Consider the following 15,017-nt stretch of genomic DNA (forward strand, 5'->3'; position numbering starts at 1 on the left):
GGAGTGGTCGGGAACAATTAGACGATGGTATTGGTACCACTCTGGTATAGGCACGTTGTCAAACGATGAACTCTTACACTTGCGTCCGCTATCGTCATGACCTTGGTGTTCAGTGCTTTTACTCCGCGCAGTTATTCTCTAAATTCCCAAGGGCATTATAGTCAGAGGAAAATATCCACCCATCAGCTGACACTTAAATAGTCCATTCGGTGAACTTTAGATTCCACTCCTCGTTGCAGGACAGATAGACACATATTCACTAATGTGGTCTGAGCAAGAAATGCTTGGTGCGTTCCCCTAAACTTATGTGCCATTCCAAGAGAAACAAAAGCTCAATTATCCGCTATATCGTCGTCGGCCTTCTTCCCCTACTGATCCTGGTAGAAATGAGCGGTTTACAGGTAGAGGCCCAGATAGGCGACGCGACATCGAAGCTGGATCTCGGAATCATTGTTATGCCAACCAGAGAGGATGCCGAGATCGTATCCAAGCAATTGAACGCAGGCACTGATTTTACGGTATTGGCAAAAGAAAGATCCATCGATGCGACAGCTTCCGATGGTGGATACATGGGCAAATTAAGTCCGAGTCAGCTTCGCGTCGAGTTGCGGGATGCCTTGCGAGGACATAAGGTTGGAGACCTCACGGATGTGGTGCACCTGCCTTCAGGATTCGCCATTTTGAAAGTGCTTTCCACCGCTCCACCAACACAGGACCTAAACCCAAAGAGAATCTCTTCGCTGGTGTCTACTGGTGCTATTCGCTATGGAGCTCAAGTTGCCGGCCTCGTAGAAGCCGATACCGCTCTGCAAGATTATCCAAAACCGGATGGGTGGAATCGCGATTTTCATAAGGTTTGCCAAATCCGTCGGGATTCATTAGCGGCAGCAAAAAGGGAAGTACTAGATTTCGTAACTTCTGGCGTTACACCAGAGGGGAAAAAGCTTACTGCAGGAGAGCAAATTCAAGGACATGGAGCTTTAGCTCAGCTTTATGCCTTCAGTGGAGAGATGGAGAAGTCCATTTCCGAATGGGAAACGGCCTACAAGTCAGCTGTAGCCGGAGCGCCTGGATTTATTCCAAATCTCGAAGAGACTCTCGGAGTTTCCTACCTCCACATGGCAGAAATGCAAAACGGCATCTACCAAGGCTCCCGCGATCTAGACCTCTTTCCTCCAGTGCATTCTCAGGTAGGGTATGAGAAGAAAGATGCCTCCAAACTAGCCATCGAATATTTTGAGAAGTATTTGCAGGGGCGGCCCGATGACCTGGAGGTCCGGTGGCTTCTGAACCTGGCCTTCATTGCACTTGGAGAATATCCATCGGGGGTGCCGAGTGCTTATCTGATTCCGGAAAAGAATTTTCGATCTCGGGAGAATATCGGACGTTTTGTTGATGTTGCTCCGGCTACAGGATTAAATGTCTTCCGCGGCGCCGGCGGTGTTATTGTCGACGATTTTGATAATGACGGATTTCTGGATGTGGTTGTCTCCAGTCTTGATGTATGCGATCCCATTCGCTATTTCCATAACAACAAAGATGGTACGTTCACAGACCGTACCGAGCAGGCGGGACTCCTCGATCAGCTAGGTGGGCTGAACATCACACAAGCCGATTACAACAACGATGGCTGCATGGACATTCTGGTATTGCGCGGGGGATGGCAGTTTCCACAACGCAAATCTCTACTGCGCAACAATTGCGACGGTACTTTTACGGATGTAACCGATGCCAGTGGTCTCGGGACAACCATTACTGCTACGCAAGCTGCTGCGTGGGCCGATATCGATAATGATGGCTATCTGGATTTGTTTCTCGGGAATGAACGGTCTCCAGCTCAACTATTCAGAAATAGAGGAGACGGGACTTTTGAAGAAATAGGTCGGTTGGCGGGGATCGATCAAACGGCATTTAGCAAAGGAGTTGCTGCTTCGGATTATGATCACGATGGCTTTGTCGACTTTTACGTGACAAATCAGAATGGAGTTAATTTCCTTTACCACAATAACGGGAATAGAACATTCATCGAGGTGGGCAGACAAGCGGGCGTGCAAGCACCATCGTATAGCTTTGCAACCTGGTTTTTCGATTACGACAACGATGGTTGGCCCGATCTGTTTGTCGATAGCTATCTTACTTCGGTCGAAGAATCGCTCAAGACCTATGTAGGACGTCCTCACAACGCCGAAACATTGAAACTCTACCGTAATAAACATAATGGAACATTTGAAGATGTTACCGCGTCGGTCGGGCTCGATAAGGTTTTTATGCCCATGGGAGCGAACTTTGGTGACATCGATAATGATGGTTATCTCGATGTTTATCTGGGCGTAGGACAGCCTTCCTTTACTGCTCTTCTTCCGCATGTGTTGCTCCGGAACCGCGAAGGCAAGGAATTTGTAGACATCACCGAATCGTCAGGTACAGGAGAGTTGCATAAAGGCCACGGTATAGCTTTTGCAGACTTAAGTAGACGGGGGAATGTGGATATTGTGGCTGAAATTGGAGGTGCCGTACCAGCCGATAAACATTCGTTACGTGTGTTCGAGAATCCTGGTAACGACAATGATTGGCTGAATGTACGTTTGATTGGCGCAAAGAGCAATCGTGAGGCTCTTGGCGCACAAATCCGGGTTACGGTAAAGGATGGGGACGCCGCTCCTCGATTCATTTATCGCACCGTGGGACAGACCAGTTCCTTCGGCGCCAATCCTATGGAACAACACATTGGCCTCGGGCATAGGGCTCATAGCGTGACCCTCGATATCTGGTGGCCGGCTACTGGTACTACGCAGCATTTCGTCGACGTCGCAACGGATCAGTTTATTGAAATCAAGGAATTCGCATCAAGCTACACCCATTTGGAGAGGAAGTCATTCCGGCTGGGGAAAAGAGATACATCGATTGTGGCTTCAGCACAGCATTCCAACGAATGAACTGGTTTAGTAGTCCGACTTATCCTTTCTAAGTCGAAGAGCGGAGGCATGAATACTATGATGGGCAAATTTGTGATGGCCGCATTCCTGCTAGCCTCAATTGCTCAGGCTAGAGCCGATGAGCGTCATTCCGTGACAGGTATTTTGCTGGAAGTGAAACCGGCCAAGCATCTGATTATCGTGTCTTGCGATGCAATTCCCGGTTACATGGAAGCAATGGTAATGCCCTTTGCCGTTCGGCGATCAGAGACTCTGAAATCGCTACAACCTGGTACTGCTGTGCGCTTCGATATGATCGGACAAGGGCGTGAAGATTATGCCGAACATATTCAAGCGATTCAGGTATCGAACTTTGAATCTGAGCCTACAGAAGCCGGCCGGCTGACCTTTCTCCATCGTGCATTGGATCCCGCTGCCGCAGCAAGGATCGTTACTGTTGGCCAACCTATTCCGGATTTTGCCCTCCCCGACCAAGCTCAACGCCTGACACATCTCACGCAATTTCGAGGTAAAGTAGTTGCACTGACTTTCGCTTATTCTCGTTGTCCCAATCCGAACTACTGCTTTCGTCTATCGAACAATCTGTTCAGACTGAGCCGGCGCTTTCATTCTCTAACAGGTCGCGAGCTGATATTAATGACCATTGTCATCGACCCTGATCAGGATAGGGGAAAGGCGCTGGAACGATATGCCGATACCTGGAAAGCTGATCCGGAAGCATGGCGCTTCTTAACCGGGTCGCTATCCGATATTCGTGGAATTGCAGAAAAGTTCGGAATGAACTTCTGGAGCGACGAAGGATTCCTTATCCATAGCTTCCACACGGTGGTTATCGATCGCGAGGGAAAAATGGCAGCGAATCTGGAAGGGAATCAATTTACCGCCGAACAATTGGGAGATCTGGTTGAAACTGTTCTTCACCGGCCATTTCATCCTGCATCGGCACCAACTCTAGCCAGAGTTAAATAGAGCGATGCACCGGTGTATATAGATTTTCTGCAGACCTTGTATGTGAGTGCAAGGTCTGCAGAAAGGTTTGGCTATAGGTATCCGAAAGAACTCAAGCTCATTTGAGAGCCAGGGCACCTATTCTCTGACAGGTACTTCGCTGTGAACTTTAAAGTGAACCAGGATAGACGCATGACCGGCGGGGCAACCCAGCAATAGTCCTCTTCCTTGCCCCTTAAAGGAATAGGCAATATGCGCCACTCCAAAGGGATCAACTTTTTTTACAACCGGAGGCGATATATCTTTGATCTTGCTTGTATCCACGAGTTCAGCTTCAGCTGACAAAAGCTGTTCATGCTGGGAAGGGTCAAGTGCAATTGACACGCGCAGGTCATCTGCTGAATTCGTACTATTGCAATCGACATTGAGTCCGGAGACCTTGTTATCCCGAACGGTTTCGACTACATCGACGACTGGATAATTGCGGTAGATCTTAGCAAAGAAGGTATAGGCATCGGCATATTGATTGGCAGGTTTAACAATATCGATATGATCTGCCATGACCTTTTGTGGAGCCGTATCTGTATCGCACCCATAAGTTGCGCTATAGTAGCTCACTACTCGAGTACGCGCCCGCAAGTATCGGCCGATGCCTGCGCCAGCAGCGGTATCCATTGCTTCAAAGGCGCAAAATCGATGAATCCGGGTAACAGACGGAGTGCTTCTCCACTTCTGTTCGAGGTCCATCAAAAAACCGTTGTCATTGCTTGCTCGAAGATCGGTCAAGAGAGGATCGTGGTCGTAAATTTTTGCGAGGTTAGCAACAAACGATCCCTCATGCGGTGTTGCATACGAAACAATAAACCTGACGCGGGCCGCATCGGCAGGGTGATTGAGTAGCATCTCCTCGGTCAGGATTCCTCCCAAACTGTGGGCAATAATCACGACCTCTTTATGCTCCCAGACCCTTTTCTGCTTTAACCCCTGCCAAAGAATCTGGGCCAGTTGCGTACTTGATAACTGGCCATGCATAGTTGGCGTTGGATACTCTGCGACTACGACGTCCGATTTTTGGAAATGCGGATCGGCCTGAATGAGTTGTGGCCAATATGCACCATTCGAAGCCCGCCATGTGTCGTGGCCGCCGTGAAGGCCATGAACAAATACGATTACCCGCGGTTTGATGGTGTCGGCCTTAGCCGGGAAACAGCCTGAGACTAAAACAAGACAGCTTAAAAATAGCGCCCCAAGAGCGGCGACAAGACTGCGCAAAACGAACCTCTCTGATGCTCGATTCTGACAACTCGACGATGTTGATAAAAGATTACCGCTTTTCGATGAATCGATGAAGATTTGCAATTAAGAGCGAATCGTATTATAAGAGCCGAGCGAGATGCTCAAAGGGGGAAGGGCGACGGATCGTTATTGTCGCACGGTTAACTCTGCAATTGTATGTTTGCCCATTGCTGCGCGAACATTTTGCTCCGTATTCCGACCGTCTCGCTATTTGGGCCCAAGAATCACACCATCATGTACATGTATCCGATATTTCTCTTGGGCGGAAAGCCAACAAAATTTCTACTCACTGTTCATGAGACTGCCTCTTCCTCTCCTCTAGAGCGTGGAAATTGCGCATCGCTCCTGTCTCGATGCAGCGCCGATCATCACTCGGATGCAGCAATAATTGATGCCAAAACGATGAACTCGCCGGCAAGTGTTTTCATTACGTAGCTACTGTAAATAGAGGTATACCTAGCTAAGTACCTTGTAATCAATTACGTAGACTTACGTTAGAAGGCGGCTTAACGTTGAAATTCCAATTGCCATTTCGATAATGTGGATGCATAGAAGTCTGTCTATTGAAGACTAGATTGTAGTCGTCAGCCAATTGCATTACTGAAGCGTTCTTGTGAGCGGCCTTCCCGAACAGCCCCATCAAAGAGTGGAATCAAAGTGAAACGACATAAAGTTTTTGGAGCTTGTGGCAGACAGAGATCAAAAGATCGTCTGCAGCATACCTGCTTGTTATTTTTGTGGGTGATTGCGTATTCGCTGACAGGGGCGTGCAAAGCTCAAACGTACTCATCTGAGGATGCTAGAACTCGGGCTCAGCGAATTGTCTCTCAAATGACTCTGGAAGAGAAGATTGACCAGCTTCATGGCTTCAGAGACGAGAAAAATTTCCGAATTGTGCCGGGGATCCAGCGCCTCGGCATTCCTGCACTTCGAGTTACGAATGGACCTGCAGGTGTTGGCCCCGGGGGTTCCGGGCCTCAATTGCGTGCTACTGCATTACCTGCGCCCATTGCCTTGGCTGCTACCTGGAGTCAGGAATCGGCATTTGAGTATGGACGCTTGGCTGGTGAAGAGACCTTAGCTTTGGGGTCTGATCTGCTGGAGGCTCCGGACGTCAATATTGTGCGTGTTCCCCAGGGCGGCCGTACATTTGAGTCGTTCAGCGAAGATCCCTGGCTCAATAGCCGCATAGCGGTTGAGAACATCCGTGGTATTCAGAGTGCGGGTGTCCTTGCAAATGTGAAGCATTATCTGGCCAATAACCAGGAAACCGAGCGCGGGTCCATCAACGAAATTATCGGAGAACGCACGCTTCGGGAAATATATATGCCAGCCTTTAAGGCTGCGGTGCAAGAGGGAAATGTCGATTCTCTGATGTGCGCCTACCCCCGTGTGAACGGTGCTTTTAATTGCGAAAACAGTCCTTTGCTAACCGAGACGCTCAAAACAGATTGGCATTTTAAAGGTTTCGTGATGTCGGATTTCGGGGCGGTCCATAGTACGGAACGAAGCATTCTATCGGGACTAGATCTTGAAATGCCGACGGGGCAGTACTTTGGTTCAGCGATGGCTGCGGCTATCAAAGATGGCAAAGTTCCTATAGCTCGGATTGACGATGCGCTTATTCGACGCTACACCGTGATGATTGAAAGAGGAATTTTCGATAGAAAGCCAATTGAGCGAGTTCCTAATCCGTCTATTCCCGTATTTGCTCATGGTGCAGTTTCGCGACATCTTGCGGAAGAGTCTATGGTGCTTCTCAAGAACGAGGGCAATCTGCTTCCTCTAAACTCGCGAAAGCTAAAAAGCGTCGCCCTTATTGGTCCCTATGCTGTCCACACTATGACCGGTGGTACCGGTAGTTCATACGTAAATCCGTTCTACACGATACGGCCTGAAGACGGAATTTACTCCCATATGGAGTCGCAGCGAGCTCTTCTTGTGGTGGATGGTTCTGATCTGGATGCAGCTGTGAAAGCTGCCCAAAAAGCACAGGTTGCGATTGTGATGATTGGCGACAATGAGGGGGAAGATCACGATCATCTACTTTCATTGCCTGAATCACAAAACAAACTGGTTTCTGCCGTTGCTGCAGCAAATCCGCAGACGGTTGTTGTTCTTAAGAGCGGCTCGGCTGTCTTGATGCCTTGGCTACCTGCAGTTCCCGCCGTACTGGAGGCTTGGTATCCGGGCGAGGAAGATGGTGATGCCGTAGCTAATGTTCTATTTAGGGATGCCGAACCCGGGGGCCGCTTACCGATCACCTTTCCTGTGCGCAGTGAAGACACTCTTGCGAGAAACCCGGAACAATATCCCGGGGTGAACGGGGCAGTTCATTACAGCGAGGGACTTCTTGTAGGGTATAGGTGGTTTCAGGCGCAAAAGATACAGCCACTGTTCCCTTTTGGCTATGGATTGTCGTACACACAATTTTCTTACTCTGATTTTTCTCTGAGCCAGACTGGGAAAGGCGGTGAACCTCAGGTCACCGTGAGCTTTCGTGTGACGAATACTGGCACAAGGAAAGGGGCATCCGTTCCCCAGATTTACGTGGGCTTTCCTCCTCTTCCTGAAGGAGATGAACCTGTTCTCCAGTTAAAGAGCTTCCAAAAGCTACATCTCGATCCGGGTGAGACACGCGTTGTCCAGCAAGTGCTTGATCGACAAGCATTCTCCTACTGGTCAGAGCAGAGCAAGGGATGGAAGGTTGCGAACGGTACTTTTAAAGTTGCACTTGCAACCTCTTCAGCAGATTTGATCGAAGTCAGAAATCTTATATTGCGCTGAGCGATGCTTGCGTGCTTGAACGACCTTTACCAAGGACTATTCGGGATGACCAATAAGCTGAAGTTAGCGCGACGCGAATTCCTTAAAATTTGTGCAGGAACTGCTGGATACTCTCTGATCTCGTCCGACATAACCCTTGCCGCCAGCCGTGCGCTTACTGCAAAGGGAAGGCTCATTCCTGCCAGGAGTGCTGCGGGCAAGCCAATTAGCGATGTGTATCCGATGATAGGTACGGGATGGCGCGGACATATGTTCCCCGGTGCAGTTGCTCCTTTTGGATTAGTTCAACTGAGTCCGGATACGAGCGGTCCACCCGAACCGAAGTGGAATGCGCGTGGGGACTATTATGATTGGGAGCATTGCTCTGGCTACCACTATCCGGACGATGTCATATCCGGATTTAGTCATACCCATGTGCAAGGCACGGGTGGCAAGGATCTGGGCGATATTCTGCTGATGCCGCTGGTGGAAGGGAAGAATTGGTCCTGGGATGCAGGCATTCCTTCGCCGCAAGCAGAAATGCAGATCGAAGCTCTGGGCATGCATTCTGGATGGGTATATGGCCAAAATGATTCCGGATACCGCTCCTACTTCTCTCATCAACAAGAGATAGCGAGAGCAGGGTACTACAGTGTATTTCTCGATACGCCTAAGGTACAGGCGGAGCTGACGTCAACGACACGCTGTGGCATGCATCGTTATGGATATGCTACAAGTGCTATCGATAAAGGCAAGGGCATGATTGTCGATCTCGTGCATAGCCTGAATTGCAAGGTCTATCATGCGGAGCTAAATGTTGAAAGTTCCTCCTGTATAAGTGGCATGCGCTCGACACATGGCTGGGCTCGTGATCGGCAGATCTACTTCGTCCTTGAGTTCTCAAGTCCAGCTGATTCGATTGAAGTCAACGAAAATGGCGAAGTGAGTTTAGCATCTCCTGGAAAGAAATACGCGGGAGAGCGGCTCAAAGCAATTTGCAAGTTTTCCGCCGGGATGAATTCCATTATGGTTCGTGTAGGCATCTCCTGCACTAGCATCGATGGAGCCAGAAAGAATCTAAAAGGAGAGATTTCTCACTGGGACTTTGATGCAGTCGTAAAAACGACGGAGCAAGCATGGAGCGAGGCGCTCGCTATGCTTGAGGCTGATATTCCCGACCGCAAATTTAGGCAAACATTTTATACCGGGACCTATCATAGTCTTGTTGCTCCCGCTACGTTTAATGATGTGGACGGAACTTATCGCGGACAGGATCACAAAAACCACGCGAACCCCGGATTCACAAAGTACACTGCATTATCAATCTGGGATATCTACCGTGGAGAATTCCCCTTCCTGACACTAGTCCAGCCAGGACGGGTTAACGATATTATCCGCACATTGCTGGCCGATTATCGCGAGCTAGATATGCACGCCTTGCCAATGTGGCCACTTTGGGGCAATGAGACCTGGAGCATGAATGGCTTTCATGCTGTGGGCATGATCCTGGGTGCTTACGTTCGTGGTTTCCGGGATTTTGATATCGAGATGGCTTATAAGGCCATCTACGATACGGCACTTACAGGCACGGATGTGAAACGCAATCGGCAGATGCAGGATCGCTTTCGCGAGCAGGGTTTTGTTCCGATTGATTTCCATAATGGAGCTGTTTCCTGCACCCTGGATCTGGCATATGACTACTGGTGTGCCGGTGCTATGGCGGAACTGCTAGGCAAGCAGGAAGATGCCACCATGTTTTATAAACTTGGCCAGAATTATCGGAACCTCTTCGATCCTTCCACGGGATTCATGCGTGGAAGGCTGGGAAATGGAAAATGGCGTGAGCCCTTTCGCCCTGATGAAGAATACGAAGAAGATTACGTAGAGGCCGATGCCTGGCAGGCAAGCTTCAGTGTGCCGCATGATATTCAGGGGCTAATTGCACTGCATGGAGGAGATGCTCCGTTTATCGCCAAGTTGGATGAGCTCTTCACAGCTCCGTCCGATGTGCTGAACGTTCGTCCTGATGTTACCGGGATGGTAGGGCAAAATGCACAGGGCAACGAGCCCAGTCATTGTCATCCGTATCTGTTTGCTTTTGCAGGTGCTCCCTGGAAGACGCAGTATTGGGTTCGTAAAGTTGCATCGTTGTATAACAATACGTCGGCAGGCATTCCAGGAAATGACGATTGTGGGCAGTTGTCCAGTTGGCTCGTCTTCGCCGCACTTGGGCTCTATCCCGTGAATGCAGCTACTGGAGTTTATGTTCTTGGCAGTCCAATGGTAAATCGCGTCACGATTCATAACCCTCTGGCGAAGACGAAGTTCACCATCGTTACAGAGAATAACTCTGCAGAAAATATCTATACTGAACGCGTACAACTAAATGGAAAAGATCTAAATTGCTCTTGGATCACGCATGCACAAATTATCGCTGGGGGAGAGCTTCATTTCCGAATGAGCAGGCGCCCGAACAAGGACTGGGCTTCAGCTCCTGAAGGTCGCCCTCCCTCCGGGCTTATTAAAAGTTAGTAATAGGAAATTAACAGTCTCTTAGTGTTCAGCGCTTAGCTTAATTACTGGAAAAGGATTCACTCCCGATGCTTTCGAAACATTTGATGTGGGCACTTGCCCTAGCACTCATCCCAACTTTAAATGCGCACGCGTGGGGAAAACGTGGACATGCAGTTATTGATCGGGCAGCCATAGAGTCATTGCCTGCAGATGGACCGGTATTTTTGCATAAGTATATTGACTATATTGCTGATTCTGCAGGTCTTCCTGATTCCTGGCGGAGTAGCTCTGAACCATTCACAAAGATAGAGGAGGACCCTAATCATGGATGGTTTATGGAACAGTTCTCCTTTATGCACCCAATTCCACGCTCAAGATATGAATATGTCATTGCACTATATCGCCAGAATCTGCTCATTGCGAAGACCGATCCAGAAGGCGCGAAAAAGATGAATGTTCGCTGGACTGGGACGTTACCTTTCGCGGTAATGGAGGTCTATGGACGATTGGTCGCGAACATGCGTTCACTGCGCGCAGCAAAGGAGAGGAACCAGGATACTTCCCATCTGGAATTGAATTGTGCCATGTATACCTTCTGGTTAGGTCATTATGTCGGTGATGGAGCCCAGCCACTGCACGATACGATTCATCACGATGGATGGCAGGGGGCAAATCCTCATAACTACACTCGCGATCCCAAGATTCATGGTCGTTTTGAATCTCAATACGTTGAACAGATCAACCTGACGGATAAAAATATTCTTCCTCGGATCGGTTCTGCGGGATCTTTGGACGGCGATGTTTTCGACCTGGTGCTAGATTTTCTAAAGAAGTCGAATGAACAGGTCGAAGAGATCTACCGCCTGGATAAGCAGCAGGCCTTCACAAATCCTCAAAACGAGATGGCTCGCGAGATGGTCTACACCCGTACGGCTGCTGGAGCACGTCTGCTGCGTGATCTCCTGAACAGAGCGTGGCTGGAAAGTGCGAATGCTCCGAAGCGGGATGGTATCGATCCGAACTCGGATCAAAATCCCGCCTACAACCCCGAAACGGGATCAGCTCCAGCTTCAATTTCTACATCGTTGAAACGGTAGATTGCTGGTTTCGGCAAATCTGGGAAAGTCGGAGAGTTCTGGAATGTTCGATGAGGAAGATCGTAGCTTGAGTTGGAAGATTATGGATGTGCACTGTCAGTGCATCTTGCTTCGAAGATCTTTCGCGGGGAGCGGTCTTTCTTTGATGAGCCTTGCCTCGTTCTCTTTCCTATGAAGTCTGGTGAGCATTGAGATTTCCCGGACGTCTGGGAACGAATTTAACCGCTTCTTATCTCCTTAAGGTTTCTTGCAGCCAACCTGCAAAGTTCTTGAGTGCTGTAACGGACTGCGGGAACCGGACTACCGTTCCGGGGTGAACGGGGAAATTATGATGCATGTCTGGCGCATGCAGGTGTGTGACCGGAATATTCCCTTCTGCAAGTCTTTGGGCATAAGCAATTCCTTCATCTCGGAGTGGGTCGTATTCGGCGGTTGCTACCAAGGTTGGAGGGAGTGAAGGAATGTGCTGCAGGCGCAGAGGGGAAATCTGCGGGTCATCGGGATGGGCATCTTTGGCATATTGCTTCCAGAACCACAGCATGAGGTTTGCATCGAGCCCGCAACCGCTGGCATGTTCTCTATAAGAAAGGTGCCCGGCGCTTGGGTGATCGGTAACCGGATAGAGCAGCATCAGCGCCTCCGGTAAGACTTTTGTCTCAGTGGCGCAGATGCGATTTGCCACAACCGCTACAAGATTAGCACCGGCACTATCTCCCCCTAAGAGCAATCGCTTAGGATCACCTCTGAAGCTCCCAGCATGAACGGCGGCCCATCGGTAGGCTGCAAATACATCTTCGAGGCCTGCCGGATAGGGGTGCTCGGGGGCCAGCCGGTACTCGACCGAAAAGATCATGATATGGGCTGCCTCGCTAAGGAGCCGGCAGAACGGATCGTGTGTTTCTACAGAGCCAACCACCCATCCTCCGCCATGTGCGTATACGAGCACGGGTAGTGACGAAGTAGTATCCTGCGGACTGTAAAGCCGGCATGCCAATCTCGCATCAATCATTACGTCCGACGACTCTACACGATTTGGCAATCCAGAGATGGCTCCGCGGTTCTTAAGCGCATTGTTTATGATGGTTCGGCCCATTTGCACTCGTTCCGCATCGGTCGGTAAGGATGCAACCGGTGTGGACGGAGCAGTCGCCTTAAGGTAAGCCTTGAGATCGGGATCGATGGGTTTGCGCGCTCTTCTCAATGAGTGTGTCATCTGAGATTCTCCGCCATAGAGCCTTCGAAGAAACGACTATATTCCGTCCAGTTCCATATGACTATCTTCTATTCAGGGAATTGCCGTATCTGGAGCTTGAATCTGCTGAGCAGATTTGAGGGGTAGTGCTGATTGAGAGGGGGCCGTCGCCGGGGAGACTGCTGCTTCTTCTCGGGTTTTGGTAATACCGTCCTCCCTGGTAGAGGTTTAGGCGGCAATTTCTTGTGCAGCAGGATGCTACATCGGCAGCGGAAGAATAACCTTTAGATTTTAAAGTGCAACTTCGGTGGATTTACAAATCCTCTTTGTAGGGATTAACGGCCGCATCCAGCGAATGTATCTTGATCCTGCTCTATAAGGATTGTTGTCACTGTAGTCGAATTCCATTGCTTTATTGAATTTGGAAGGTGGATATGCAGAACGTAAATACTGGGCTGGTAGCCAATAGTCTTGGAGAAATCGACAGTTACAATACGCACTATTCCGCAGCTGTGTTGGGTGTGGATTTAGATGGAAAATCGATTGGGCAGTCTAGCGTCCATGATGATGAGACTACTGACGGTTTATCTCGTAAATTGACGGAAGAGCAAGAACAACTTCTTCTGGAGCATTTGCCACTGGTTCAGACTGTCGCCAGACAGATACATGCACGGCTGCCTAAGCACGTGGATATTGACGATTTGATTTCTGCAGGCTTTGTAGGGCTAATGGATGCAGCCACGAAATTCGATGTGAGCAAGAAAGTTAAGTTTCGTTCTTACGCCTGTTTTCGCATCCGTGGAGCCATGCTCGACAGTTTGAGGGACCTCGACTGGGCCTCTCGTGGCCTACGCCGCAAGGGACGTATGATTCAGGAAGCGATCTCTACCCTGACAAAGGATCTTGGGCGTGCCCCCGCGGATGATGAGGTGGCTAAGGAACTGCAGATAGATCTTACTGCGTACCAGATGCTACTTAGCGAAGTAAAGAATCTTGAAATTGGTTCCCTGAACGCGGAATATTGCGAAGATTCGGATGAGGAGATGCTTGCGTATATCCCGAACCCTCCTGAGGATAGTCCTCTCTTCCGGTGTCTGAATGGAGAGCTCCAGGAGCGCTTAGCAAAGGCTATTGAGGAACTTCCTGAGCGGGAGCGGCTCGTAACGACACTCTACTATTACGAAGAAGCAAACATGAAAGAAATTGCTTTAATCCTGAATGTAGGCGAGTCGAGAGTTTCTCAAATTCATGCTTCAGCAGTTTTACGTCTGCGTGGGATGCTTGAATCATTTGTTCCGTCCGGGACAGCCTCAAAGGCACCGGCTAGGTCATATAATCGGTCCAAGCTAGCGGGCAAGAACAAGGGCATCCGATAGAATAGTGCTGTTTTATCGGATGCGGCTTAGCTAGCGTTTTGCTCCCCATTGGATAGTTGCAGTGCTTGGCGAAATCTATTTCTACTGGCGCCGCAGGTAATCGAGTCGAATTTGAACAAGTATTAAGGTAAGGCTCTAGACGGGCCGAAATCCTTCTTTGGACAGGATAAAGCGAACAATTGTTCGCTGGACCACAGCGTCAGAAAGCTCATACCAGCAATCCCGTGCTTTAACTACTCCTTTGTGTTCGCTATTATCTGAAGCCCGATAGTGGATTTGATCGCCGACTTGAGGAATAAAGGGAACAAAATCCGAGGGAAAATCAATGTGAGCGGCGGAATCCATCTCCTCGTCTTTCCCTGATTTCTTGAGCTTAAAAACAAAACGATAACTGTGCATTTTGAATCTTCCTAAACTATTACTGCCGTTACTCTTCGGGGATATGTGATTTTCTCCAAATCGTCTGGTTTGAACATCTTGTGCTAGCATCGCCTCCTCAACCAAGGATGTAGCGGAATGCTCATACAGTTTGTCCTGACATCAGAAGGTCTTAGTTCCCCTATTCGGCAAGGTCGAGAGCGAAGTTTATCCCCTGATAAGGGTCTACGCTGTACTGATGTTGCGTGAGGTTCATTTTGGTAATTTCAGACAGAGATTAGACGATGTGTGTGGTATCAATGACCAGTCTCTATTCGTTCTGCTCGGTGTAGGATCCCTTTGAGTTTTGCATTCAAAACAAAAGACTTTCGGGCATAAACTTGTGAATACGTTTACGCTGGGTCGGTCCATACCGAAGTTCCAGCTTAGAAAAGGAGCAAAGGGAGAGATAAGCACCTTACTGATAAGTGAGATAAGCAGAGTATGTCTTTGTTGATTACATGAAAATGTACCC

Annotated in this window: 9 protein-coding genes; 6 read left to right on the forward strand and 3 right to left on the reverse strand. The window is 49.2% G+C overall.

What is annotated here, in order from left to right; genetic code table 11:
* Positions 1-287: 287 nt before the first annotated feature.
* Positions 288-2,936 (forward strand): FG-GAP-like repeat-containing protein, encoded by a 2,649-nt coding sequence (locus AC6I7T_RS32080; protein ID WP_497794705.1) that lies wholly within the window; start codon positions 288-290, stop codon positions 2,934-2,936.
* Positions 2,937-2,984: 48 nt separating this feature from the next.
* Complete coding sequence (locus AC6I7T_RS32085; RefSeq protein ID WP_497794707.1) at positions 2,985-3,905, forward strand: SCO family protein; 921 nt, start codon at positions 2,985-2,987, stop codon at positions 3,903-3,905.
* Between the two features lie 117 nt (positions 3,906-4,022).
* Here AC6I7T_RS32085 and AC6I7T_RS32090 read toward each other — a convergent pair whose 3' ends face one another.
* The gene (locus AC6I7T_RS32090; protein ID WP_497794708.1) at positions 4,023-5,156 is read right to left on the reverse strand and encodes an esterase/lipase family protein; all 1,134 of its coding nucleotides are present in this window, start codon (positions 5,154-5,156) and stop codon (positions 4,023-4,025) included.
* An 855-nt stretch (positions 5,157-6,011) separates the two neighbouring features.
* On the opposite strand from AC6I7T_RS32090, the gene AC6I7T_RS32095 reads away from it, so the two are divergent.
* From AC6I7T_RS32095 to AC6I7T_RS32105, 3 genes are all read left to right on the forward strand, one after another.
* Positions 6,012-7,967 carry a beta-glucosidase gene (locus tag AC6I7T_RS32095; RefSeq protein WP_497794709.1) on the forward strand — a complete coding sequence of 652 codons (1,956 nt, stop codon included), beginning with the start codon at positions 6,012-6,014 and terminating at the stop codon, positions 7,965-7,967.
* Positions 7,968-7,982: 15 nt separating this feature from the next.
* Positions 7,983-10,478: a GH92 family glycosyl hydrolase gene (locus AC6I7T_RS32100; protein ID WP_497794711.1), complete on the forward strand. Its 2,496-nt coding sequence runs from the start codon at positions 7,983-7,985 to the stop codon at positions 10,476-10,478.
* Between the two features lie 68 nt (positions 10,479-10,546).
* Positions 10,547-11,557 (forward strand): phospholipase C/P1 nuclease family protein, encoded by a 1,011-nt coding sequence (locus AC6I7T_RS32105; protein ID WP_497794712.1) that lies wholly within the window; start codon positions 10,547-10,549, stop codon positions 11,555-11,557.
* A gap of 229 nt (positions 11,558-11,786) precedes the next feature.
* On the opposite strand, the gene AC6I7T_RS32110 is transcribed toward AC6I7T_RS32105, so the two are convergent.
* Complete coding sequence (locus AC6I7T_RS32110) at positions 11,787-12,770, reverse strand: alpha/beta hydrolase (protein WP_497794714.1); 984 nt, start codon at positions 12,768-12,770, stop codon at positions 11,787-11,789.
* A gap of 413 nt (positions 12,771-13,183) precedes the next feature.
* Here AC6I7T_RS32110 and AC6I7T_RS32115 point away from each other — a divergent pair, with 413 nt between their 5' ends.
* Entirely contained in the window at positions 13,184-14,125 is a 942-nt protein-coding gene (locus tag AC6I7T_RS32115; protein ID WP_497794715.1) for a FliA/WhiG family RNA polymerase sigma factor, read from the forward strand.
* 135 nt (positions 14,126-14,260) lie between these two features.
* Here AC6I7T_RS32115 and AC6I7T_RS32120 read toward each other — a convergent pair whose 3' ends face one another.
* Positions 14,261-14,614: a hypothetical protein gene (locus AC6I7T_RS32120; protein WP_497794717.1), complete on the reverse strand. Its 354-nt coding sequence runs from the start codon at positions 14,612-14,614 to the stop codon at positions 14,261-14,263.
* Positions 14,615-15,017: the final 403 nt, after the last annotated feature.

Source organism: Humiphilus diazotrophicus (assembly GCF_059726315.1).

Coding starts and splice junctions, on each gene's coding strand:
- AC6I7T_RS32085 (WP_497794707.1), top strand. CDS start 2,985: ATGAATACTATGATGGGCAAATTTGTGATGGCCGCATTCCTGCTAGCC.
- AC6I7T_RS32115 (WP_497794715.1), top strand. CDS start 13,184: ATGCAGAACGTAAATACTGGGCTGGTAGCCAATAGTCTTGGAGAAATC.
- AC6I7T_RS32110 (WP_497794714.1), bottom strand. CDS start 12,770: ATGACACACTCATTGAGAAGAGCGCGCAAACCCATCGATCCCGATCTC.
- AC6I7T_RS32105 (WP_497794712.1), top strand. CDS start 10,547: ATGCTTTCGAAACATTTGATGTGGGCACTTGCCCTAGCACTCATCCCA.
- AC6I7T_RS32120 (WP_497794717.1), bottom strand. CDS start 14,614: ATGCTAGCACAAGATGTTCAAACCAGACGATTTGGAGAAAATCACATA.
- AC6I7T_RS32095 (WP_497794709.1), top strand. CDS start 6,012: ATGACTCTGGAAGAGAAGATTGACCAGCTTCATGGCTTCAGAGACGAG.